Genomic DNA, 22380 nt, shown 5'->3' on the forward strand with positions numbered 1-22380 from the left:
GGCCGGGCCCCGGAGGGGTACTTGCAGCGGCCCCTGCAACCGGACCCCCCCGCCATCCCACGGAATGCCAGCTTTTGCTTTTGCTTTTGCCGTTGTTTCGGCAGGTGCAGGGCTGCAAGCCCTGCCGCAGGTACACCCCTCATACCACCGGAATGCTGTGCTGTCCCAGATTCCGGTACGGCGGCGTGGACATGACCATCTCCGCCAGCGAATAGGCCAGCTCGCGCTCGGCCATCACCGTGCCATCGGCACCATGCTCCAGCAGATGCTTCACTTCGGCATCGCTGTGCGCACGTGCCAGCAGGGTCAGGTCCGGGTTGATCGCACGCAGCTTGGCCAGTGCCTCGCCGGCTTCCAGCGGCTGTGGGATCGCCAGCACTGCGATCTTGGCCCGCTCCGGATGGGCCTCGGCCAGCACCCGGTCGGCGGCGGCGCTGCCACGGATCGCGGCCAGGCCCCTGGCGTGCGCCTGCTCGACGTGCTCTTTGTTGTCATCGATCACCAGCACCGGCACGCCGCGATCGCGCAGTACCTGGGCCAGCTCGCTGCCCACCCGGCCATAGCCGATCACGATGGCATGGTCATGCAGGTCGCGCGACGGGCCGGTCGCCTCTTCCGGCTCCGGCGTTTGCGGCTGCTTTTCCTGCTTGGCCTGCCATCGGTCGAGCAGGCCGAACACCAGCGGGTTGAGCATGATCGATACCAGCGCGCCGGCCAGCACCAGCGACTGGCCTTCCTTCGGCAGGATCTGCAGCGCCACGCCGAGGCCGGCGATGATGAAGGCGAACTCGCCGATCTGGGCGAGGCTGGCCGAGATGGTCAGCGCAGTGCTGGTCGGGTGGCCGAACGCACGCACGATGAAGAACGCGGCTGCCGACTTGCCGAACATGATGATCAGCACCGTGGCCAGCACCTGCCACGGATGCTGGACGAGGATGTTGGGGTCGAACAGCATGCCGACCGAGACGAAGAACAACACCGCGAACGCATCGCGCAGCGGCAGCGAATCGTGCGCGGCCTTGTGGCTCAGTTCCGATTCGTTGAGCAGCATGCCGGCGAAGAACGCGCCCAGCGCGAACGAGACGCCGAACAGCATCGCCGAGCCGAACGCCACCCCCAGCGCGATTGCCAGCACCGACAGGGTGAACAGTTCGCGCGAACCGGTACCGGCGATACGTTCGAGGATCCAAGGGATGACCCGGCGTCCGACCACCAGCATCACCGCCACGAACAGGCCCAGCTGCACGAAGGTCCAGCCGATGTCGGCCAGCACGCTGCCCAGCGAGTGCGACTCCTTGGCCGCGTCGGGGCCGAACACACCGGCCATCACCGGCATCATCACCAGTGCCAGCACGCAGGCAAGGTCTTCCACGATCAGCCAGCCGACCGCGATCTTGCCGCGCATGGTTTCCAGCAGACGGCGTTCCTCCATCGCCCGCAGCAGTACTACGGTACTGGCCGTGGCCAGCGAGAAACCAAAGATGACGCCGTGAATGGCCGGCCAGCCCATCAGCGAGGCCACGCCCCAGCCGAGCAGGGTGGCCACCGCGATCTGGCCGATGGCGCCGGGGATGGCGATGGCCTTGACCGCCATCAGGTCCTTCAGCGAGAAGTGCAGGCCGACGCCGAACATCAGCAGCATCACGCCCAGTTCGGCCAGCTGGTTGGCCAGCGCCTGGTCGGCGACGAAGCCAGGGGTGAACGGGCCTACGCAGATGCCAGCAACCAGGTAACCGACCAAGGGAGACAAGCGGAGCTTGTTGGCCAGCGCGCCGAAGATGAAGGCGAGCCCCAGGCCAACGGCCACGATGTTGATCAGGTCGGTGTCATGGTGCATCGGCACTCGCAGGAAATCGGGGGTGCCCCGATTTTCACCGATGAGGCCAGATACGGCAAACCCGTCCAGCGTATCGGATCGTTGCGTGGGCGGCTTGTACGGGCGAGATATCAAGCCTTGTTGAGAGATGGCAGGCCCTGACGGGCCGAATGGAGCCTACCTATGGGGGCTCCAGGCGTAGCCGTCGATGATCACACCATCTGCCGGCGCTGGGTCTCTTCAAGGGCAGGCTCGGCCTGCTGCGGCGAGGCGGCCAACTGCTTGTCCAACTGATGAATCTGCCGCAGCGACTCCGCAACGGATGGCTGAAGGGCCGTTTCAATGTTGATGGGGGCACGCAGATGGCCCGGGTCATCCAAGGCTCCTTGAATGACGAAGATGTTCTCCGGCCTTGGGGGCTGACCAGTCGGCAAGCCCAATACCACATGGTCGATCCGTTCCAGACCTTGTGCCCGGGCAAGTTGGGTGAGGCTGGCCGCGATGCGTTGGCTGGATTCATCAGATGTGCGACCCAGCGATGCGTCCAGCGCATGGACGCCGGCGAGTGCCTGCTGGTGAAGCGATGCCGAGGCATCGCTCAGCGATGGGATGCTGGTTTCCGGCCGTTCGGTTGCCGGTTGCGGCTGCGAAGGACTGGTGGGCCGCACGCGCTCTGCCTTGCGAATGGACTCGATCAGCTCCCGCGGCGTATCGGTGAACAGCAGTTCGCCTGCATCCAGGGACTGCCCAGTAACCTTGTTCACGGTACTGGTCGCCCACGATGCGCAGGTATTGCCATATGACCAGGTGACATTTTCGCCCAAGGCCTGGTCAAGTCGCTTGACCTGCTCGGGAGTCAATTCGTAATAGCGTGAGGCCGAAGATGTGGCCCGGGCTTCCATGCCTTCGCGGATGTCCGAACCTGGGCCATTGTCCTCAACGAGTGGATGGTTGTCTGGCCACAGGCCATGGAACGTCGTATGGCCGTTTCGCGTCACCGAGATCCAGGCGTGGCCGTCCACGAACTGATTGAACGACCCCTGTGTATTGGGGTCTACGTGACTATGGATGCCGAGGACGACCTTGTCGCTCATGGGATGCCCTTACGGAAAAATCTGTGTTTCGCCATCGGCGTACAGCATCACCACGCGCGGCGCCATCAAGGGAATTTCCTGACGGGCCGGGCCAGCAGGTCCGGGCTTCACGTCGCGCCGCAGCATGGTTGTGCATTGGCCGGATATGGGACAGCGATCGACAACGACTTTCATGGTGTCCCCTTCCACGACATAGCTCATCCCTGCCGCGTAATACATGCTTTCCATCGGTTCATTGAACTGGACCTGGAGCTTCGACGCGGAGAGCTGGGTGACGACGACCGGCTCAAGGCTCGATTTGGAATAGCTGGGTTTCACGTGATCTCCTGAACACCCTGACAGGGGGGCCGCCAGCGCAACCCACGCGAGCGCAGCGTACACATGGCGGCGAGTGATGCAGGCTCTCGTCACGGAGCGGCTCCTTCGTTGGTCCGCTGATTATGCACGGGACGGCCTATGAGGCGCGTGCAACAGAGCACAGCCTGGAAACCGGGTGCAGGAGCTGGCAACGGTATACGGTCAGGACCGCGCCTGCCCCGAGGTCGCCGGCGGGTGTGTGGAGCAGCGCCGGGCAGGGCACGGCGCCCCCATTACCGCTTACCAGGTGTACTTGATCCGCCCGTACACATACGCGCCGTTGAAGCCGAACGGCGAGTAGTTGCTGTACGGCAGCATGCCGAAGGTGGAGTTCTGCAGGTCTTCGGTGCGGTCCGGGTACTTGTCCAGCAGGTTGTCGGCGCCCACGGTCAGGGTCCAGTTGCTGCTCGGCTTGTAGCTGGCCGAGGCATCCACCACCCAGGCATCGCCGTAGGTCTGGTCGCGCAGCGCGGTGGCCGAGTTGCGCACGGTGAACTTGCCGTAGCGGGTTGCGGCCAGGCCCAGTTCCCAGTGATCCGAACGCCAGGTGCCACTCAGGATCGCCTTGTCGCGCGGGTAGCTGTCCTCGATGCGACCGATCTCATCACGGCCGATCAGCGACTGGGTCAGGCCCAGGGTGCCGAACACCGCCGGAGTGCCGTCGACACGGCGCACTTCGGTGTCGTTGTAGCTGTAGGCGGCGGTCAGCTCCAGGCTGCTGGCGCTGAACGGCACCGTGTAGCTGGACACGAAGTCGACGCCACGGGTGCGCGTATCCAGGCCGTTGGTGAAGTACGAGAACGCAGTCACCTGCGGCAGACCCAACCCGGCCAGCAGGGCACTGGAGGCCGCGTTGGTAGTGATGCTGGACGACAGCGCGATGCGGTCATCGATGTCGATCTGGTACGCATCGACGGTGATGTACAGGCGGTCGACCGGCTGCAGTACCAGGCCCAGGCTGTAGGAGGTGGAGGTCTCGGCCTTCAGTGGCGAGGCGCCCAGTGCCTGCGCGGCCGGGCTGGTGGTCGGGAAGGTGCCGCGCTCGACGAACACGCCGTTGAGGAACTGGCTGGTGACCGCCTGGTAGCCCTGCTGCGCCAGCGACGGTGCACGGAAGCCGCTGGAGGCGGTGGCACGCAGCGCGACCTTGTCGGTGAACGCATACCGCGCCGACAGCTTGCCGGAGAAGCGGTCGCCGAAGTCCGAGTAGTCCTCGTAGCGGCCGGTGATGCCGGCCGAGAACTTCTCGGTCAGGTCCGCTTCCAGGCCCGCATAGACCGCGTAGTTGTGGCGGTCGGCATGCACTTCATTGGTCGGGGTGAAGCCGGCGAAGCCCTGCGCGCCGCTGCCGGTGTACGAGTTCAGTTCGCCCGGGTTCTGGTCCCACTTCTCCTTGCGGTACTCACCGCCGAAGGACAGCGTGACCGGGTAGGCAAGGCCCCAGTCCAGCGACTTGGTCAGGTCGGCGTTGAAGATGTCCTGCTGGTACTTCAGCGTGCCGTCGTAGAACGAGCGCGGGCTGGTCGCACCGAGGCTGTAGTTGATGCTGTTGCGGGTGTGGAAATCGAGGGTGTTCTCGCCGTGGTTCAGGCTCAGGTCCCAGGTCCAGCCGCTGTCGGTGTTGCCCTTGACCCCGGCCACCAGCGAGCGGTCCTTGGAATACTGGTTGATCTCCGGCACGTAGCCGTCCGGATAGGTCTGCGCCAGCAGCGCGCTCTGCCCGCTGTGGTTGCGCGAACGGTAGAACGCAAACGAGGTGATGTCGCGATTGCTGAGCAGCGCGCTGGCGTAGCCGGTCACGTGGTCGCTGAAGTCGAAGCTGGCGTTGGCCGACGCAGCAGTGGCATCCACGCGCGGGTCGCCGACGATGAAGGTCTTCTGGCCGATGCTGGGGAAGTTGCCGGTGTTCGGCGTGGTGCCGCGGTACGGGCCGGCGCGGTTGCTTTCATCCTGCTGGCTGATCTGGCCGGCCACGTGCACGCGGCCACGGCCGTTGCCGAACTCGACGCCGGTATCGCCGGAAAGCTGGTACTTGTTGCCGTCGCCGGCGGAGTACTGGCCGTAGTCCACGGCCAGGCTGCCGCCACTGCCGCTGCCCTTGAGCACGATGTTGATGACGCCGGCAATAGCGTCCGAGCCGTACTGCGCCGACGCGCCGTCGCGCAGCACTTCCACGCGCTCGATCGCGGCGATCGGGATCGCGTTGATGTCCACCGCTGACGAGCCACGACCGATGCTGCCGTTGACGTTGATCATCGCTGAGGTGTGGCGGCGCTTGCCGTTGACCAGCACCAGCACCTGGTCCGGCGACAGGCCGCGCAGTTGCGCCGGGCGCACGCCGCTGGTGCCGTCGGTCAGTGCCGGGCGCGGGAAGTTCAGTGAGGGCAGGGCGCGTGAAAGGGCGGTGGCCAGTTCGCTGGTGCCGGTGGACTGCAGCGCTTCGGGGGTGATGATGTCGATCGGCGACTGCGATTCGGCGACGGTGCGGTCGGCCACGCGGGTGCCGGTGACGATCACGGTGTCCAGGGTGTTGGCGGCGGTGCCGGCCTGCTGGGCGGCGGCGACGAACGGAGAGCCACCGAGTGCGACAGCGACGGCGGCGGCGATCAGGCTGGTCTTGCGGGTCATCGGGATGGGCTCCGGTTGGCGGGGGCGGCACCGGAATCGACATCACGGGGGTGAGGCGGACGGCGGTTGTTGCGGTGCGCAATACAGCAATTAACGGGATATTCAGTGCCTGTCAAATGCCGGTCATCGGAAAAAACGTTGCAGCAGCAACCATTTAGCCCGGACAGGCATCGGCGGGGAGGAGACCCGGGACGCGCGCGGCGAGGACGTGGGAGAGAGGAACGTCGGCCACTGCGCATCCCGGGACGCGTCAAGTATTCGTTAACGCTAGAATTGCGTCGCAGGAACAGTGCTCACCAGCACATTCCATCCGGTTATATGGACCCCTTCCCCGATGATCTCCCTTCGTAATTTCGCCTTGCGCCGCGGCGAGCGGCTGCTGTTGTCCAATGTCGACCTGACCCTGCACGCCGGTTACCGGGTAGGTGTGGTCGGCCGCAACGGTGCTGGCAAATCCAGCCTGTTCGCGGCGGTGAAGGGCGAACTGGAGGCCGACAAGGGTGACGTCGACCTGCCCGGCAAGGTCCGTATCGCCAGCGTCGCCCAGGAAACCCCGTCGCTGCCGGACCCGGCGCTGAGCTTCGTGCTGGGCGGCGATACCGAGGTGGCCGCGGTGCTGGCCGAAGAGGCCGAGGCGACCGCCCGCGAAGACTGGGAGGCGGTGGCCAACGCACACACGAAGATGGCCGAGATGGGCGCCTACGACGCCGAAGCGCGCGCCGGCAAGCTGTTGCACGGCCTTGGTTTCCCGGCCGAGACCCACCACCGCGCGGTGTCCTCGTTCTCCGGTGGCTGGCGCGTGCGCCTGAACCTGGCCCGCGCGCTGATGATGCCCAGCGACCTGCTGCTGCTCGACGAACCGACCAACCACCTCGATCTGGACGCGGTGTACTGGCTGGAACAGTGGCTGCTGAAGTACCCGGGCACCCTGCTGCTGATCTCGCATGACCGCGAGTTCCTCGACAACGTGGCCACCCATACCCTGCACCTGCACGGCGGCGGCGCCAAGCTCTACCCGGGCGGCTACACCGATTTCGAGCGCCAGCGCGCCGAACAGCTGCGCCAGCAGCAGATCGCGCACGAGAAGGAGCAGGCCGAGCGTGCCCACCTGCAGAGTTTCATCGACCGCTTCAAGGCGCAGGCCAGCAAGGCCGCGCAGGCGCAGAGCCGCATGAAGCGCCTGGCCAAGCTGGCCGGCACCGAAGCGGTGCGCGCCGAACGCGAGTTCCGCATCGAGTTCGCGCCGCCGGCCAAGCTGCCGTTCTCGCTGATCCGCCTGAATCACGTCGAGGCTGGCTATGGCCAGGACGCGGTGATCCTGCACAACGTCGGATTCGGCCTGGAAGCGGGCCAGCGCATTGGCCTGCTCGGCCCGAACGGCGCCGGCAAGACCACCCTGGTGAAGACCCTGGTGGGTGAACTGGCGCCGATCGTCGGTGAGCGCATGGCGCACCCGGACCTGAAGATCGGCTACTTCGCCCAGCACACGGTGGAGTCGCTGCACGAAGGCCAGTCGCCGATGGAGCACTTCCGCGAGATTGCCCCGGATGCGCCGAACCAGTCGTTCCGCGATTTCCTTGGCAAGTGGAATTTCCCGGGCGACCGTGCGTTCGAGCCGGTCGATGGTTTCTCCGGTGGCGAGCGCGCGCGCCTGGCGCTGGCGCTGATCGCCTGGCAGCAGCCGAACGTGCTGCTGCTGGACGAACCGACCAACCACCTTGACCTGGAAATGCGCGAAGCGCTGGCCGAAGCGCTGGCCACCTTCGAAGGCGCGATCGTGATGGTCTCGCATGACCGCCACCTGATCGGCCTGGTCTGCGATACCTACTGGCGCGTGGCCGATGGCGTGGTCGAGCCGTTCGACGGTGACCTGGATGCATACGCCGCGTGGCTGCGCACCCGTCCGCAGGCGCAGGGCACGAAGGCCCGCATGGAGCAGGTGGAAGAGCCGGTGGTGGTCAAGACCGCCCCGGTGGCACAGGTGGTGCAGAAAAAGCCCGTGAACCCGCACAAGCTGGCCGCCGCCGAGGCCAAGGTGGCCGAGCTGGAAGGTGTGCTGGCCGAGCTGGACCGCCAACTCGCCGACCCGGCCAACTATGCCGATGCCAGCCGCATGGCGGTGATCGGCCGTGACCGCGAAACCGCTGCCGCGCAGCTGGAAAAGGCCGAAGCGGCCTGGATGGAACTGCTCGAGTCCTGACCGGTAGTGCCGGCCGCTGGCCGGCAGCGCGATGCGCCCACAACGATCAAGGGATTGCCGGCCAGCGGCCGGCACTGCCTACGCGCCCTGCGCCTGCAGCCACTCGCGGAAGCGCTTGGCCGGCTCGCGCTCGGCGCGCGAGCGTAGCCGCGTCAGCCAGTATCGGCCCAGCTCCAGCGTGGTGCCGAACGGCTGCAGCAGGCGGCCTTCGGCCAGTTCCTGCTCGAACATGCGCAGCGGCAGCAAGGCCACGCCGGCACCGCCGGCGGCGGCCATCGCCACCGTCAGCGAGGAATCGAACACCGGCCCACGTGCTTCCACGCCGCTGACGCCGGCCGCCTGCAGCCAGCGCGGCCATTCGTCGCTGCGATAGGAACGCAGCAACGGCAGCGTGGCCAGGTCGCGCGGCTGCTTCAGCCGCCGCGCCAATGCCGGGGCGCACAGCGGCGCGAAGGGCGCATTGAGGATCGCCGTGCAGGCCTGGCCCTGCCAGTCGCCATCACCGAAGCGGATGGCCAGATCCAGCCCCTCGCCGGCCAGGTCGATGCGGTTGTTGTGGGTCTGCAGGCGCAGCTCGATGTCCGGATGCGAGGCCTCGAATGCGGCCAGCCGTGGCAGCAGCCAACCGGTGGCGAATGTGCCGACCACCCCCAGCGTCAGCACTTCGCGGGCGGGCCCGCCGGTGTAGCGCGCGATGCTGGCCGAGATGCGTTCGAACGATTCGTTGAGCACCGGATACAGTGCTGCGCCTTCATCGGTCAGCGCCACGCCGCGCGGCAGGCGATGGAACAGGCGGATGCCGAGCCGGTCTTCCAGGCCCCGGATCTGGTGGCTCAGCGCGGCCTGGCTGACGCACAACTCGAGCGCGGCACGGGTGAAGTTCTGATGGCGGGCGGCGGCTTCAAAAGCACGCAGCGCGTTGAGCGGCAGGGTCGGGTGCAGCATCGGAAAGCCGTGAGCCAGGGTGATGGCTGATCCTACCGTTCAATAAGGAATTTCGTAAATCTCAACAAGTTGATTACGACAGGTATGAGTTCAACTTATGGCTTGCCATTATTCTTCGCGCTGGTCGGCTGCAGGGGAAGCGCCAATAATCGAGCGGTCACCAGGAGAACCCCTATGCTCGCCCGTCGCCGATTCCTGCAGTTCAGTGGTGCTGCCGTTGCGTCCTCGCTGCTTGCCCCGGCGCTGGCGCAACCGGTTTCCGCCTCGTCTGGCATAACCGCCGCGAACGCCGCCATTGCCGGCGCCGCCGATTTCGCCGCGCTGGAGAAAGCCAGCGGTGGCCGTCTGGGCGTCACCGTGCTGAACACCGGTAACGGCCGTCGCATCGGCGGACATCGTCAGGACGAGCGCTTCCCGATGTGCAGCACGTTCAAGTCGATGCTGGTTGCCCATGTGCTGAGCCTTGCCGATGCAGGCCGCGTTTCGCTCGACACACGTGTGCCCATCGCCGAAAAGGATCTGCTGTCCTACGCCCCGGTGGCGCGCCGCCATGTGGGCAAGGACCTGACGGTGCGCGACCTGTGCCGGGGCACGCTGACCACCAGCGACAACACGGCGGCCAACCTGCTGCTGGAGGTGGTGGGCGGGCCGTCGGCGCTGACGGCATTCCTGCGCGGGCAGGGCGACAGCGTTACCCGCAATGACCGCAACGAGCCGGACGTGAATCTGTTCGCGAAGGGAGACCCGCGCGATACCACCAGCCCGGCCGCGATGGCCACCAGCTTGGCCCGCTTCGCGGTGGGCAATGGCCTGCAGCCGGCATCGCGCCAGCAGTTCACTGATTGGCTCATCGACAACCAGACCGGCGATGCCTGCCTGCGCGCCGGGCTGGGCAAGCGCTGGCGGGTGGGGGACAAGACCGGCAGCAATGGTGATGACACGCGCAACGACATTGCCGTGCTGTGGCCGCATGCGGGCGGCGCAGCGTGGGTGGTCACTGCCTATCTGCAGGGCGCGTCGGTCGATGACGATCAGCGCGCAGCGGTGCTTGCACGGGTGGGGGCGCTGGCCGACGCGATGATCGGATGAGGTAACCGGGGTCATTCGAAAATGGCTTGCCGGATCGGTTCAGCGCGCGCATCCTGCGCGCGTTCCAACCCCACGGAAGACCCCATGAGCCATGAACTGATCTACCTGTTGCTGATCTTCGCGCTGCTGGTGATCCCACGCGCGTTGCAGCGTTTCAGCCTGCCTGCCCCGTTGACCTGCCTGCTGTTCGGCATCATCGGCATGCTCTGGCTGGGGGATCAGGCACATGATGCGGTGATCGGACTGCTGGCCACCCTGGGCATTTCCTCGCTGTTCCTGTTCGCCGGCCTGGAAGTGGATCTGCAGGCGCTGCGCCGGGGTATGTGGCCGCTGCTGGCACATCTGGTCATCCGTACCGGCACGCTGTTCGGCGTCGGCTGGTTGGCCTGGCGTTACGCAGGATTGCCGTGGCAGGCCGCCGGGCTGCTGGCGTTGGCGCTGCTGACGCCCTCCACCGGTTTCATCATGGACTCGCTGTCGCGGCTGGGCCTGAGTGAGGACGAACGGTTCTGGGTGACCAGCAAGGCCATCGCCGGTGAGCTGCTGGCGCTGGCTGCCTTGTTCATCGTGCTGCAGGCCGGCGATCCGGGCCACATGGCGCTGTCCAGCCTGGCGCTGCTGGCGATGATGGTCGGCCTGCCGCTGCTGTTCATCGCGCTGGGCCGCTGGGTGGCGCCGCACGCGCCGGGCTCGGAGTTCTCGCTGCTGGTGATGGTCGGCATGGTGGCGGCTTACATCACCTACCTGCTGGGTGTGTACTACCTGGTGGGGGCATTCATCGCCGGCCTGGTCGCGCGCCTGCTGCACCAGCGCATGCCGCTGCTGGCCTCGCACGAGAACCTGCACGCGCTGCGTCTGTTCGCCTCGTTCTTCGTGCCGTTCTACTTCTTCAACGCGGGCACCAAGGTGCCCAGCGAAGCGTTGAGCTTCGAGGCGCTGGGGCTGGGCATCGTGATCACCCTGGTGGTGCTGCCGCTGCGCATCGGCGTGGTCTGGCTGCAGCGCCGGGTGATGTTCGGCGAGAGCTTCCGCAGCAGCCTGCGGGTCTCGCTGGCGCTGGCCCCGACCCTGATCTTCACCCTGGTGCTGGCGGCGATCATGCGCGAGCGCTTCCAGATACCCGCAGTGCTGTTCGGCGCGCTGCTGCTGTACGCCGCGCTGACCACGCTGCTGCCGTCGCTGGTGTTCCGCACGCCGTTCGACGTCGATCCGGTGGAGCAGGAACCGGCGGGCGAGGGCGAGGCCGCACCGGTCGCGGCCACCGAAGTCAGCCAGGCCGAGCCGCCGAAGGCGCCGCTGCCACCGCTGGGCTGAGCCGCAGCCGCGTGCAGCGGCTTGCACTCCCGCGCGTCAACACAGACACTGCGCGCCCGTGAAGCGCGCCCTGCCGTGGGCGGCCACAGCCAGGAGCAACAGGCGTGACCCAGGAAAGCAACCCAGACCGCAGCCTGTTGCCGGGCAAGATCCTGTTGTGGTTTTCGGCAATCGCGCTGCTGGTCCTGCTGGGCTGCAGCTGGTCGATGCCCCCGGTCGATGCCTCCGGTTTCCGGCAGACGCAGACTGCCCTGTCGATCGACTGGTTGCTACGTGGCGGGCCCTGGCTGGACTACGTGACCCCGGTGCTGGGCGCGCCCTGGTCGATCCCCTTCGAGTTCCCGTTCTACCAGTGGCTGGCGGCGTTGCTGTCCAGCGTCACCGGCATGAGTGCCGACAACAGCGGGCGGCTGGTCTCCACCGTCTTCCATGCCGGCTGCATCTGGCTGGTCTATCGCACGCTGCTGGCATGGCGCCCTGACCGCACGCTGGCGCTGTGCGTGGCCGGCGCATTCGCCGTCTCACCGTACGCGCAGTTCTGGGGGCGCTCGGTGATGATGGAGTCCAGCGCGGTGTTCTTCGGCCTGCTCTTTGTCTGGGCGATGGCACGCCTGCGCAGCCAGCCGCGCGTGTGGGTGGGCCTGGTCGCCATCGTCGCGGCGGTGCTGTCGGCGGCCATCAAGGTCACCTCGTTCTTCGGCTTTGCCGCGTTCGTTGCGCTGGCCTTCCTGTGGCTGGCCCTGCACGAGCACGGCTGGCGCCCGCGGTGGCTGCAGCAGCATTGGCAGCTGCTGTTCTGGGGTGGTCTGTCCGCGCTTGCCGCGCTGGCCACGCTCAGCCTGTGGCTGCAGCATGCCGATGCGCTGAAGGCGCAGTCGGCGCTGGGCCGGCAGATCACCTCCGATGCACTGTCCACCTGGAATTACGGCACCCTGCAGCAGCGCCTGGATCCGGCTACCTGGTGGGGCACGGTGTTCAAGAAGCGCTTCTCCGGTGCGATCGGCTCCAACTGGATCTTCCTGGTCTTCGTCATCGCCGGGCTGTGGCAGAAGCGCACGCGCACGGCGGTGGGGATCCTGCTGCTGGCCTACCTGGCGCCGTTCCTGGTCTTCACCAACCTGCACATCGCCCATCCCTACTACCAGGCGGCCAATATCGTGTTCGCCACGTCGATCATCGGCCTGGTGCTGTGGTCGACGGTGCTGGCGGCCGAAGCGGCGGGCAAGCCGCGCCGTGGCGTTGCACTGGCGATCTTCCTGTGCGTGCTGTCGGTGGGCTTTGGCCTGGTGAAGTCGCTGAAGGACATCAAGGAAGCGCGCGAGCCGACACCGGTTTCGCAGATCGCCGAGGCCATCCGGACAGGCACCCCGGCGCAGGGCGTGGTGGTCGCGTTCGGTCAGGACTGGTCCTCCGAGCTGCCGTATTTCTCCGGCCGCCGTGCCGTGATGATTCCGGACTGGGCATCGGACGACGTGCTCGCATCGCTGGCTGCAGATGACGCAGCACTGGGGGGACTGCCGCTGGCCGCGCTGGTCAACTGCCCCAACCAGGTGGGCAGCAGCCCCGAGCGCGTGCAATGGCTGGCCGAGATCACCCGCCGCTATGCCGCCGGTGGCCAGAAGCAGGACGTGGGCGGTTGCGAGGTCTGGCTGCACCCCTGACGTGACGTGGCCGGTCAGCGCGGTTTGCGCGCACCGGCCCGGGTCGTTAGGGTTGGGGCATGAGACTGCCTGCCGTTGTTGCCGCTTCCGCCCTCCTGCTCAGCCTCGCTGCCTGCTCGCAGCGTTCCGATACGGTCGCCCATGATCTGGCGACCGCACCGGCCGATGCCTTCATGGCCGCCATCGCCGCGCATTGCGGCCAGGCCTTTGAAGGCCGGGTGGTGGAGGACACGCCGGCGCCGACCGGCAAGGACCCGTTCGCCGGGCAGCGCCTGGTCATGCATGTGCGCGGCTGTGCCGATCCTGCCCATGAATTGCGGATTCCCTTCCATGTGGGGGATGACCACTCGCGCACCTGGGTGCTGACCCGCACCGAAAACGGCCTGCGCCTGAAGCACGATCATCGCCATCAGGATGGCAGCGCGGATGCGATCACCCTCTATGGCGGCGACAGCACGCCACCGGGCACCGCCGAGCGCCAGCAGTTCCCGGCCGACTCCGATTCGGTGGCGATGTTCCGTCGTGCCGACATGCTGGCCTCCACGCACAACACCTGGGCGATGGAGATCGACCCCGACCAGACCTTCGTCTACGAGCTGGGCCGCCCGGACGGCCGCCGCTTCCGCGTGAAGTTCGACCTGAGCAAGCCGGTCGATCTGCCGCCGCCGCCGTGGGGTGACGACAAAGCGCCCGCACCGTGATCGCGGGGTCGGATGCCTCCTGTAAAGCGCTCCGCCCCGGAAAGACCCCCAGTAGATCCGCGCCATGCGTGGAAGCGGGATACCTGGTCGGCTCAGAGCCCCGGCCGCTGGCCAGGGATCCGACGCCGCAACTCAACGCGTACCGAAGCGCGCCCGGCAACCGTTGCTCACCCACACCTGGCCCCGTGCGTAGCCCCAGCTGCGGCCCTCCTGGCAGGCGCTGCCGGACAGCTGCTGCTGCAGCACCGGCCGGCCCTGGCGCTCATCCCAGTCACAGTTCTGCGTGCGGTTGTTGTTGCTGCTGCAGGTGATGGAGTAGTTGCTGTTGCCGCCGCCCCAGCCACCGCCCCCGCCGCCACCCCATCCGCGAGCTTCGGCGAATTCGGCGCGGCAGCCGTTGCTGACCCACACCGCGCCGTTGCGCACTCCCCAGGTACGGCCTTCGTCGCAGGGGCTGCCGGACAGCTGGCGGACCAGGCGGGCATTGCGCCAGCCGACCGGGCAGCTGCGTTCGCGATTGTTCTGGCTCTCACAGCGGATGGTTTCGCCGGGCCGGCCATTGTTGCCGCCCCAGCCACCGCCGTTGCCGCCGCCCCAGCCACCACGGGCCTCGACGAATTCGGCGCGGCAGCCATTGGTGACCCAGATGCTGCCATTGCGGCTGCCCCAGGTGCGGCCCTCGTCGCAGGCGCTGCCGGACAGCTGGCGGACCAGCTGCGCATTGCGCCAGCCTGTGTTGCACACGCGTTCTCGGTTGTTCTGGCTCTCGCAACGGATCACCCCGCTTTGCGCGGCGGCCGGGGCGGAGGGCAGGGCGAGCGTGGCGATGGTGCCCAGGCTCAGGGTCACGGCCAGGCGGGCCAGGGACAGCGGATTCATGGCGGCATCCCATACGGTGGCAGGTGCCTGACTATAGGGAGGGGGATGATCAAGCCGGTGTGACTGGCCGGATTTGCCCCGGCCGGGGCCTCGGCCGCAGAATACGAGGCTTTCCGGCCCCCATCCGGTGCCGGCGTTCTCCAGCGGAGCTTCCCCCAATGCGTACCCACTTCTGCGGCCTGGTCGACGAGACCCTGATTGGCCAGACTGTCACCCTCGCCGGTTGGACCGACGTGGCCCGTAACCAGGGCGGCGTCTGCTTCATTGATCTCCGCGATCATGAAGGCATCGTGCAGGTGACCGTGGAGGTCGACAACGCCGAAGTGTTCGCCGTGGCGGCTTCGCTGGGCTACGAAGACGTGCTGCAGGTGGAGGGCGTCGTGCGCGCCCGCCACGCGGTGAACGACAAGATGCGCACCGGCAAGGTGGAAGTGATCGCCACTGCCATCACTGTGCTGAACAAGGCCGCGCCGCTGCCGTTCCACGCCCACGAGAACCCGGGCGAGGAAACCCGCCTGAAGTACCGCTACCTGGACCTGCGCCGTCCGGAAATGCAGCGCATGCAGCGCACCCGCATCAAGCTGGTGCAGGCCCTGCGCCGCCACCTGGACGAGAAGGGCTTCCAGGACATCGAAACCCCGATCCTGACCAAGGCCACCCCGGAAGGCGCGCGCGACTTCCTGGTGCCGGCGCGCATGCACCCGGGCGAGTTCTACGCCCTGCCGCAGAGCCCGCAGCTGTTCAAGCAGATCCTGATGGTGGCCGGCTTCGACCGCTACTACCAGATCGCGCGCTGCTTCCGCGACGAAGCGCTGCGTGCCGATCGCCAGCTGGAGTTCACCCAGCTGGACATGGAATTCGCCTTCGTGCGCGAGCGCGACGTGCAGGACTTCGTCGAAGACATGATCCGCGCCATCTTCAAGGAAGTGGTCGACGTCCAGCTGGATGCCAGCTTCCCGCGCATGACCTGGGCCGAGGCGATGCGTCGCTACGGTTCGGACAAGCCGGACCTGCGCATCGCGCTGGAGCTGGTCGACGTGGCTGAGCTGGTCAAGGACAGCGAGTTCCCGGTGTTCACCGGCCCGGCCAACGATGCCGAAGGCCGCGTCGCCGCGCTGCGCATCCCGGGCGGTGCAGCGCTGAGCCGCAAGCAGATCGACGAGTACGCCGCGCATGCCGCCAAGTACGGCGCCAAGGGCCTGGCCTACATCAAGATCGCCGACAACGGCGAAATCAGCTCGCCGATCCAGAAGTTCTTCAGCGAGGCCTCCTTCGCTGCGCTGGTGGCCCATGTTGGCGCCGGCAACGGCGACATCGTGTTCTTCGGCGCTGGCGGCTACAACAAGGTCTCCGACTTCATGGGCGCGCTGCGCCTGAAGGCTGGCAAGGACTTCGGCCTGATCGCCGATGGCTGGGCGCCGCTGTGGGTCACCGACTTCCCGATGTTCGAATGGGACGAGGAAGAACAGCGCTACGTCGCGCTGCATCACCCCTTCACCGCACCGGCCGTGGATGACATCGCCGATCTGCGCGCCAACGCCCGTACCGCCGTCTCGCGCGGTTACGACATGGTGCTCAACGGCAATGAAATCGGCGGCGGTTCGATCCGTATCCACCGTCCGGACATGCAGAGCGCAGTGTTCGAGCTGCTCGGCATCGGTGCCGAAGAAGCCCGCGCCAAGTTCGGCTTCCTGCTCGACGCGCTGAACTACGGCGCGCCACCGCACGGTGGCATCGCCTTTGGCATCGATCGCATCGCCGCGCTGATGGCCGGCACCGAATCGATCCGCGACGTCATCCCGTTCCCCAAGACCACCGGTGCACAGGATCTGATGACCGACGCGCCGTCGCCTATCGTCGACGCGCAGCTGGCCGAAGTGCACATCCAGGTTCGCCCCAAGACCAACTGATCAGGAGATCCAGGCAATGACCGAGTTTGCGTTTTCGCTGGAGTGGGAAAAGCTGGGCAATGAAGGCTCCGAGGCCAACCTGGTCACCGAGCGTGCACGTGTGTTCGGTGGTTGGCTGGTCCGCGTCGGTACCAACCCGGCGGCAATGGCCCTGACCTTCGTCGCCGACGGCGAAGGCCGTTGGGACGGTGAAGACTTCGGCGTCGAGGATTACGAGGACGACGAAGAGGAAGAGTACGACGAGGACGAGGAAGGCGAGGAAGAAGACGACGAGGACGAAGAAGAGTACGAGGAAGAGGAAGAGGACGAGGAAGAAGAAGCGGAGTCGCCTGAAAAGGCTTGACCCCCGCTTCGCCCTGGCGTCAACTTCCTGCATGTATTCGATCCGCCGCGCCACTGTGGACGATGCGCCGACCCTGTCGGCGCTGGCCGCCCGCACGTTCACCGAAACCTTCGGCCATCTGTACCCGCCGCAGGACCTGCAGGCCTTCCTGGAGGAGGCCTACACGCTCGAGCGCCAGCGCGTGATCCTGGCCCATCCCGATTACGCGGTGTGGCTGCTGGAACTGGATGGGGAGGCGGTCGGCCATGCCGCCGCCGGCCCCTGTGGCCTGCCGCATCCGGATGTGAAACCCGGTGACGGCGAACTCAAGCGCCTGTACCTGATCAAGACGCAGCAGAGCTGCGGCTGGGGTAGCCGCCTGCTGGAAACCGCGCTGGCCTGGCTGGAGCGCGAAGGCCCGCGCACGCTGTGGCTGGGCGTGTGGTCGGAGAACTTCGGCGCGCAACGCTTCTACGCCCGCTATGGTTTCGAGAAGGCCGGCGAGTACCTGTTCCCGGTCGGCGATACCAACGATCTTGAATTCATCCTGCGCCGCGCACCGCGCGCGGCCTGACGTTCACCGCCGCTTGCTGCGCGCGCGTGTTCAATCACCTCACGTTCCTGCCCCGCTGACCGCCAGGCTGTTTGCATGACTCCCCCCGTATTGCTGCTGCATGGCATCTGGAATGCCCGCGCCTGGGTCGGGCCGCTGGCCTGGCGCCTGCGCGCGCGTGGTTTCCAGGTGCATGCGTTCGGTTACTCCTCGGTGTTCGGTGGTCCCGACGTGGCGGTGCCCCAGCTGCTGGAACGGTTGGCCGACGCCGGGCCGTTGTCGCTGGTCGGCCACAGCCTGGGCGGGTTGCTGGCGCTGGAAGCGCTGCGGCGCAATCCGCAGCTGCCGGTGCAGCGGGTGGTCTGCCTGGGTTCACCGCTGCGCGGCAGTGGCACCGCACGCTCGTTGTCCGAGCACGGCTGGGGCCTGGCGCTGGGACGCAGCAGCGAGCTGCTGCTCGATGGCCTGCCGGACTGGCAGGGCAGGGCCGAGGTTGGCCTGATTGCCGGCTCGGTGCCGCACGGGCTGGGCAGCCTGCTGGGTGCCATCGACGATGCCTCCGATGGCACCGTGGCACTGGCCGAGACCCGGCTGCCGGGCCTGGCCGACCATTGCGTGGTCCGCACCAGCCACAGCGGCCTGGTGGTGTCGCCCGACGCCGCGCGGCAGACCGCGCATTTCCTGCGCCATGGCAAGTTCGACCACAGCCGCGACGCGGCGGCAGCATAGGGGCCGGGGAGGCAGGCCGCCCTGTAGAGCCGAGCCCATGCTCGGCTGCATTCCGTCGGGCCCATTGAGCCGAGCATGGGCTCGGCTCTACAACAATACGGGCCTAGACACGGTTGCAGCGCCCGATCAGGTAGAATCCGCGCCTTGATCCTGAAGCAGCCAGACGGTAGCACCCATGGGTAGAGGCCCCTCCATCGAAGCCCGCAAGAACGCGTCCGACGCGAAGCGCGGCAAGATTTTCACCAAGATCATCCGCGAGATCGGCGTTGCCGCGCGCGGCGGTGGAGGCGACCCCAACAACAATCCGCGCCTGCGCGTGGCCGTGGACAAGGGCCTGGCCGTGAACATGTCCAAGGACGTGATCGAGCGTGCCATCAAGAAGGCGACCGGTGAGCTGGAAGGCGTCGACTACGAGGAAGTCCGCTACGAGGGCTACGCCCCGGGTGGCGTGGCCGTGATCGTCGACTGCCTGACCGACAATCGCGTGCGCACTGTGGCCGACGTCCGCCATGCGTTCAGCAAGTGCGGTGGCAACATGGGCACCGAGGGCTCGGTGGCCTTCATGTTCAAGCGCCTGGGCGTGCTCAGCTTCGCCGCAGGGGCCGACGAGGAAGCCATCACCGAAGCGGCCATTGAGGCCGGTGCCGATGACATCGTGGTCTACCCCGATGACGGCTCGATCGATGTGGTCACCAGCCCTGACGCGTTCAACGCGGTGAAGGATGCGATGGCCGCCGCCGGCCATGTCGCCGACCACGCCGAGATCACCTTCCGCGCGGACAACGACATCAAGGTTGAAGGCGACGTCGCCCTGCAGGTCAAGAAGCTGTTGGACATGCTCGAAGACCTGGACGACGTGCAGGACGTGTATTCCAACGCCGAACTCGGCGCCGACGCCTACGCCTGAGCCGTCTTCGACGGCCTGGGCGCGGGCCGTTGAACGGTCACCGCGGACAGTCATGAGCCCCTACGCCTGCCAGCGCATCCCGTTCCGCCCCGCCAGGAGTGCAGCATGACCCGCATCCTCGGCATCGACCCCGGTTCGCAGCGGACCGGGGTCGGCATCATCGATGTCGATGCCGCCGGCCGCGTCACCTACGTGCACCACCAGCCACTGGTGCTGCTGGGCGCCGACGACTTCCCGCAGCGCATGAAGCTGCTGGTGCTGGGCCTGGCCGACCTGTGCCGCGAGTACCAGCCGCAGGAAGTGGCCATTGAAAAGGTGTTCATGGCCCGTAATCCCGATTCGGCGCTGAAGCTGGGCCAGGCCCGGGGCGCGGCGATCTCGGCCGTGGTGCTGCGCGACCTGCCGGTGCACGAATACGCCGCCAGCGAGATCAAGCTCGCCGTGGTTGGCCGTGGTGGCGCCGAAAAGCAACAGGTTCAACACATGGTCGGGCTCATGCTCAACCTGAAAACCAAGCTGCAGGCCGACGCGGCCGACGCGTTGGCGGTGGCGATCACCCATGCCCACGTACGGGCAACGGCCAACCGCCTGGGGCTCAGTGCCCGCCAGGCGTGGGGCCGCAAATGAGGAGCTGCACGCAATGATCGGTCGACTGCGCGGCATCGTCGCCTACAAGGCGCCGCCGTGGCTGGTGGTGGACGTGAACGGGGTGGGCTACGAACTGGAGGCGCCGATGAGCACCTTCTACGACCTGCCCGAGCTCGGCCGCGAGGTCACGCTGTACACCCACTACGCGCAGAAGGAAGACAGCGTTTCGCTGTACGGCTTCCTGCGCGAGGGGGAGCGGCGCCTGTTCCGCGACGTGCAGAAGGTCAGTGGCATTGGCGCGAAGATCGCGCTGGCGGTGCTGTCCGGCGTTTCCGTCGAGGAGTTCGCGCGCATGGTCCAGGCCGGTGACATCACCGCGCTGACCCGCATTCCCGGCATCGGCAAGAAGACTGCCGAGCGCATGGTGCTGGAACTGCGTGACCGTGCCGCCCAGTTCGGTGCCGGCGGCGCGCTGCCCACCGGCAGCGGCCCGGCCCCGGCCGACCCGCTGTCCGATGCCACCGTGGCCCTGCAGCAGTTGGGCTACAAGCCGGCCGAAGCGGCACGCATGGCCCGCGACGCCTTCAATGAAGGCGACGAAGTGGCCACCGTGATCCGCAAGGCGCTGCAGTCGGCGCTGCGCTGAGCCGCGTCCCTTTCCTTCAACGAACCGCCTGAGCGTCGCCAGGAGTCCCATGTCCAGCAGTCAAACCCCGCACGCAGCTGCCCCCGGCAGCCACGGTCACGCCCCTCCAGCAGGAGGCATGGCGCTGATCATCGGTGCGATCGGCGTGGTGTTCGGCGATATCGGTACCAGCCCGCTGTACACGCTGAAGGAGGCGTTCTCGCCACACTACGGGCTCAACAGCGACCACGACACCGTGCTGGGTGTGCTGTCGCTGGCGTTCTGGGCGCTGAACATCGTGGTCACGCTGAAGTACGTGACCATCATCATGCGCGCCGACAACGACGGCGAGGGCGGCATCATGGCGCTGATGGCGTTGACCCAGCGCACGCTGCGCAACGGCTCGCGCTCGGCCTACGTGGTCGGCATCCTCGGCATTTTCGGTGCCTCGCTGTTCTTCGGCGACGGCGTGATCACCCCGGCGATATCGGTGCTGGGTGCGGTGGAGGGCCTGGAGGTGGCCGCGCCGGGCCTGCATGCCTTCATCGTGCCGATCACGGTGGTGGTGCTGTTGATGGTGTTTGCGGCGCAGCGCTTCGGTACCGAGAAGATCGGCAAGGCCTTCGGCCCCATCACCTCGGTCTGGTTCATCTCGCTGGCGGCGATCGGCATCTACAACATCGTCGATGCGCCGGAAGTGCTCAAGGCATTCAACCCGTGGTGGGCGATCCGCTTCTTCATGGAGCACAGCTGGCATGGGATCTTCATCCTCGGCGCAGTGGTGCTGGCGGTGACCGGTGGCGAGGCGCTTTACGCCGACATGGGCCACTTCGGGGCCAGGCCGATCCGGCACGCCTGGTACTTCTTCGTGCTGCCGTGCCTGGTGCTGAACTACCTGGGGCAGGGTGCACTGGTGCTCAACCACCCCGAGGCGCTGAAAAACCCGTTCTTCGAGGCGGTGCCGCCGTGGGCGCTGTACCCGATGATCATCCTGGCCACCATGGCGGCGGTGATTGCCTCGCAGTCGGTCATCACCGGTGCGTTCTCGGTCTCGCGCCAGGCGATGCAGCTGGGTTACATCCCGCGCATGCGCATCAAGCACACCTCGCACGACACCATCGGCCAGATCTACATCCCAGGCATCAACTGGGGCATCGCGGTGATGGTGATCGGCCTGGTGCTGGCCTTCCGCAGCTCGTCCAACCTGGCGGTGGCCTACGGCATCTCGGTGTCGGCCACCATGCTGATCGACACCCTGCTGCTGGCCCTGGTGGCCCGGTCGCTGTGGCCGAAGGCGCGCGCCTGGCTGCTGCCGCTGTGCGTGGTGTTCTTCATCATCGACCTCGGCTTCGTCATCGCCAACGGTGCCAAGCTGCTGCAGGGCGCCTGGTTCCCGGTGGTGCTGGGCATCTTCCTGTTCACCATGATGCGGACCTGGCGCCGTGGCCGCGAGCTGCTGCGCGATGAGATCCGCAAGGACGGCATCCGCCTCGATACCTTCCTGCCTGGGCTGATGCTGGCACCGCCGGTGCGCGTGCCGGGCACTGCAGTGTTCCTCACCGCCGACCCGACCGTGGCCCCGCATGCGCTGATGCACAACCTCAAGCACAACAAGGTGCTGCACGAGCGCAACGTGTTCCTGCACGTGGAGACCCTGCCGATCCCGTATGCGATGGAAGGGCAGCGGCTGAAGATCGAATCGGTGGGCGACGAGTTCTACCGCGTCTACGTGCGCTTCGGCTTCATGGAGACCCCGGACGTGCCACTGGCGCTGATGCGCTCGTGCGACCACGGTGGCATCTACTTCGACCCGATGGACACCACCTTCTTCGCCAGCCGCGAAACCATCGTGGCCACCGCCAACCGCGGCATGCCGATCTGGCGCGACAAGCTGTTCGCGCTGATGCACCGGAACGCCGCGCCGGCCACGGGCTTCTTCCGCATTCCCGGCAACCGTTTGGTCGAACTCGGGGCCCAGGTCGAGATCTGAGGTCTGGTAGTGCCGGCCGCTGGCCGGCATCCGCCGCACCACCGGTGTTCATGGGTTGCCGGCCAGCGGCCG

The 22380-nt window shown here is 66.9% G+C and carries 19 protein-coding genes; 13 read left to right on the forward strand and 6 right to left on the reverse strand.

What is annotated here, in order from left to right; translation table 11 throughout:
* Positions 1-139 precede the first annotated feature (139 nt).
* From ybaL to HMPREF3114_RS01055, 4 genes are all read right to left on the reverse strand, one after another.
* Complete coding sequence (gene ybaL, locus HMPREF3114_RS01040) at positions 140-1837, reverse strand: YbaL family putative K(+) efflux transporter (protein WP_053501185.1); 1698 nt, start codon at positions 1835-1837, stop codon at positions 140-142.
* A 191-nt stretch (positions 1838-2028) separates the two neighbouring features.
* A complete protein-coding gene (locus tag HMPREF3114_RS01045) occupies positions 2029-2910 on the reverse strand; it encodes an XVIPCD domain-containing protein (RefSeq protein WP_053501187.1) in 882 nt (293 codons plus the stop codon).
* Between the two features lie 9 nt (positions 2911-2919).
* On the reverse strand, positions 2920-3228 hold the full coding sequence (locus HMPREF3114_RS01050; protein WP_005418535.1) for a hypothetical protein: 309 nt from the start codon (positions 3226-3228) through the stop codon (positions 2920-2922).
* A 279-nt stretch (positions 3229-3507) separates the two neighbouring features.
* Complete coding sequence (locus HMPREF3114_RS01055) at positions 3508-5895, reverse strand: TonB-dependent receptor plug domain-containing protein (RefSeq protein ID WP_070488793.1); 2388 nt, start codon at positions 5893-5895, stop codon at positions 3508-3510.
* A gap of 334 nt (positions 5896-6229) precedes the next feature.
* On the opposite strand from HMPREF3114_RS01055, the gene HMPREF3114_RS01060 reads away from it, so the two are divergent.
* Positions 6230-8095 (forward strand): ABC-F family ATP-binding cassette domain-containing protein, encoded by a 1866-nt coding sequence (locus HMPREF3114_RS01060; RefSeq protein WP_005418533.1) that lies wholly within the window; start codon positions 6230-6232, stop codon positions 8093-8095.
* 78 nt (positions 8096-8173) lie between these two features.
* On the opposite strand, the gene ampR is transcribed toward HMPREF3114_RS01060, so the two are convergent.
* Entirely contained in the window at positions 8174-9040 is an 867-nt protein-coding gene (gene ampR, locus HMPREF3114_RS01065; RefSeq protein WP_070488796.1) for a LysR family transcriptional regulator AmpR, read from the reverse strand.
* Positions 9041-9214: 174 nt separating this feature from the next.
* Here ampR and blaL2 point away from each other — a divergent pair, with 174 nt between their 5' ends.
* The 4 genes from blaL2 to HMPREF3114_RS01085 all read left to right on the forward strand — a co-directional run bounded on the left by blaL2 (position 9215) and on the right by HMPREF3114_RS01085 (position 13805).
* Positions 9215-10129, forward strand: a complete 915-nt coding sequence (gene blaL2, locus HMPREF3114_RS01070) for a L2 family extended-spectrum class A beta-lactamase (protein WP_053501017.1) — start codon at positions 9215-9217, stop codon at positions 10127-10129.
* An 84-nt stretch (positions 10130-10213) separates the two neighbouring features.
* Positions 10214-11443, forward strand: a complete 1230-nt coding sequence (locus tag HMPREF3114_RS01075; protein WP_053501015.1) for a cation:proton antiporter — start codon at positions 10214-10216, stop codon at positions 11441-11443.
* A 104-nt stretch (positions 11444-11547) separates the two neighbouring features.
* Positions 11548-13104: a glycosyltransferase family 39 protein gene (locus HMPREF3114_RS01080; protein WP_053501013.1), complete on the forward strand. Its 1557-nt coding sequence runs from the start codon at positions 11548-11550 to the stop codon at positions 13102-13104.
* 59 nt (positions 13105-13163) lie between these two features.
* A complete protein-coding gene (locus HMPREF3114_RS01085; protein ID WP_053501011.1) occupies positions 13164-13805 on the forward strand; it encodes a hypothetical protein in 642 nt (213 codons plus the stop codon).
* A 132-nt stretch (positions 13806-13937) separates the two neighbouring features.
* On the opposite strand, the gene HMPREF3114_RS01090 is transcribed toward HMPREF3114_RS01085, so the two are convergent.
* A complete protein-coding gene (locus HMPREF3114_RS01090; protein ID WP_069139338.1) occupies positions 13938-14684 on the reverse strand; it encodes a DUF3011 domain-containing protein in 747 nt (248 codons plus the stop codon).
* A 158-nt stretch (positions 14685-14842) separates the two neighbouring features.
* Here HMPREF3114_RS01090 and aspS point away from each other — a divergent pair, with 158 nt between their 5' ends.
* From aspS to HMPREF3114_RS01130, 8 genes are all read left to right on the forward strand, one after another.
* On the forward strand, positions 14843-16594 hold the full coding sequence (gene aspS, locus HMPREF3114_RS01095) for an aspartate--tRNA ligase (protein WP_053499386.1): 1752 nt from the start codon (positions 14843-14845) through the stop codon (positions 16592-16594).
* Between the two features lie 16 nt (positions 16595-16610).
* Positions 16611-16937, forward strand: a complete 327-nt coding sequence (locus HMPREF3114_RS01100) for a hypothetical protein (RefSeq protein WP_053499384.1) — start codon at positions 16611-16613, stop codon at positions 16935-16937.
* Between the two features lie 31 nt (positions 16938-16968).
* Positions 16969-17490: a GNAT family N-acetyltransferase gene (locus tag HMPREF3114_RS01105; RefSeq protein WP_005418521.1), complete on the forward strand. Its 522-nt coding sequence runs from the start codon at positions 16969-16971 to the stop codon at positions 17488-17490.
* Between the two features lie 75 nt (positions 17491-17565).
* On the forward strand, positions 17566-18198 hold the full coding sequence (locus HMPREF3114_RS01110; RefSeq protein ID WP_032954421.1) for an esterase/lipase family protein: 633 nt from the start codon (positions 17566-17568) through the stop codon (positions 18196-18198).
* Between the two features lie 175 nt (positions 18199-18373).
* Entirely contained in the window at positions 18374-19105 is a 732-nt protein-coding gene (locus HMPREF3114_RS01115; protein WP_005418519.1) for a YebC/PmpR family DNA-binding transcriptional regulator, read from the forward strand.
* Between the two features lie 105 nt (positions 19106-19210).
* Entirely contained in the window at positions 19211-19732 is a 522-nt protein-coding gene (gene ruvC / locus HMPREF3114_RS01120; protein WP_005418518.1) for a crossover junction endodeoxyribonuclease RuvC, read from the forward strand.
* Between the two features lie 13 nt (positions 19733-19745).
* Positions 19746-20339: a Holliday junction branch migration protein RuvA gene (ruvA, locus tag HMPREF3114_RS01125; RefSeq protein WP_005418517.1), complete on the forward strand. Its 594-nt coding sequence runs from the start codon at positions 19746-19748 to the stop codon at positions 20337-20339.
* 49 nt (positions 20340-20388) lie between these two features.
* Entirely contained in the window at positions 20389-22308 is a 1920-nt protein-coding gene (locus HMPREF3114_RS01130; protein WP_053499382.1) for a potassium transporter Kup, read from the forward strand.
* Positions 22309-22380 lie beyond the last annotated feature (72 nt).

The sequence above is a fragment of the Stenotrophomonas sp. HMSC10F07 genome (assembly GCF_001807895.1).
GTDB classification, from domain to species: Bacteria; Pseudomonadota; Gammaproteobacteria; order Xanthomonadales; family Xanthomonadaceae; genus Stenotrophomonas; species Stenotrophomonas sepilia.

Bases quoted from the DNA above. Each gene is read 5' to 3' on its own strand.
- HMPREF3114_RS01045 (WP_053501187.1), bottom strand. From the start codon at position 2,910: ATGAGCGACAAGGTCGTCCTCGGCATCCATAGTCACGTAGACCCCAAT.
- ampR (WP_070488796.1), bottom strand. From the start codon at position 9,040: ATGCTGCACCCGACCCTGCCGCTCAACGCGCTGCGTGCTTTTGAAGCC.
- HMPREF3114_RS01055 (WP_070488793.1), bottom strand. From the start codon at position 5,895: ATGACCCGCAAGACCAGCCTGATCGCCGCCGCCGTCGCTGTCGCACTC.
- HMPREF3114_RS01075 (WP_053501015.1), top strand. From the start codon at position 10,214: ATGAGCCATGAACTGATCTACCTGTTGCTGATCTTCGCGCTGCTGGTG.
- HMPREF3114_RS01100 (WP_053499384.1), top strand. From the start codon at position 16,611: ATGACCGAGTTTGCGTTTTCGCTGGAGTGGGAAAAGCTGGGCAATGAA.
- aspS (WP_053499386.1), top strand. From the start codon at position 14,843: ATGCGTACCCACTTCTGCGGCCTGGTCGACGAGACCCTGATTGGCCAG.
- HMPREF3114_RS01105 (WP_005418521.1), top strand. From the start codon at position 16,969: ATGTATTCGATCCGCCGCGCCACTGTGGACGATGCGCCGACCCTGTCG.
- HMPREF3114_RS01110 (WP_032954421.1), top strand. From the start codon at position 17,566: ATGACTCCCCCCGTATTGCTGCTGCATGGCATCTGGAATGCCCGCGCC.
- ruvA (WP_005418517.1), top strand. From the start codon at position 19,746: ATGATCGGTCGACTGCGCGGCATCGTCGCCTACAAGGCGCCGCCGTGG.
- ruvC (WP_005418518.1), top strand. From the start codon at position 19,211: ATGACCCGCATCCTCGGCATCGACCCCGGTTCGCAGCGGACCGGGGTC.
- ybaL (WP_053501185.1), bottom strand. From the start codon at position 1,837: ATGCACCATGACACCGACCTGATCAACATCGTGGCCGTTGGCCTGGGG.
- blaL2 (WP_053501017.1), top strand. From the start codon at position 9,215: ATGCTCGCCCGTCGCCGATTCCTGCAGTTCAGTGGTGCTGCCGTTGCG.
- HMPREF3114_RS01090 (WP_069139338.1), bottom strand. From the start codon at position 14,684: ATGAATCCGCTGTCCCTGGCCCGCCTGGCCGTGACCCTGAGCCTGGGC.
- HMPREF3114_RS01085 (WP_053501011.1), top strand. From the start codon at position 13,164: ATGAGACTGCCTGCCGTTGTTGCCGCTTCCGCCCTCCTGCTCAGCCTC.
- HMPREF3114_RS01115 (WP_005418519.1), top strand. From the start codon at position 18,374: ATGGGTAGAGGCCCCTCCATCGAAGCCCGCAAGAACGCGTCCGACGCG.
- HMPREF3114_RS01130 (WP_053499382.1), top strand. From the start codon at position 20,389: ATGTCCAGCAGTCAAACCCCGCACGCAGCTGCCCCCGGCAGCCACGGT.
- HMPREF3114_RS01060 (WP_005418533.1), top strand. From the start codon at position 6,230: ATGATCTCCCTTCGTAATTTCGCCTTGCGCCGCGGCGAGCGGCTGCTG.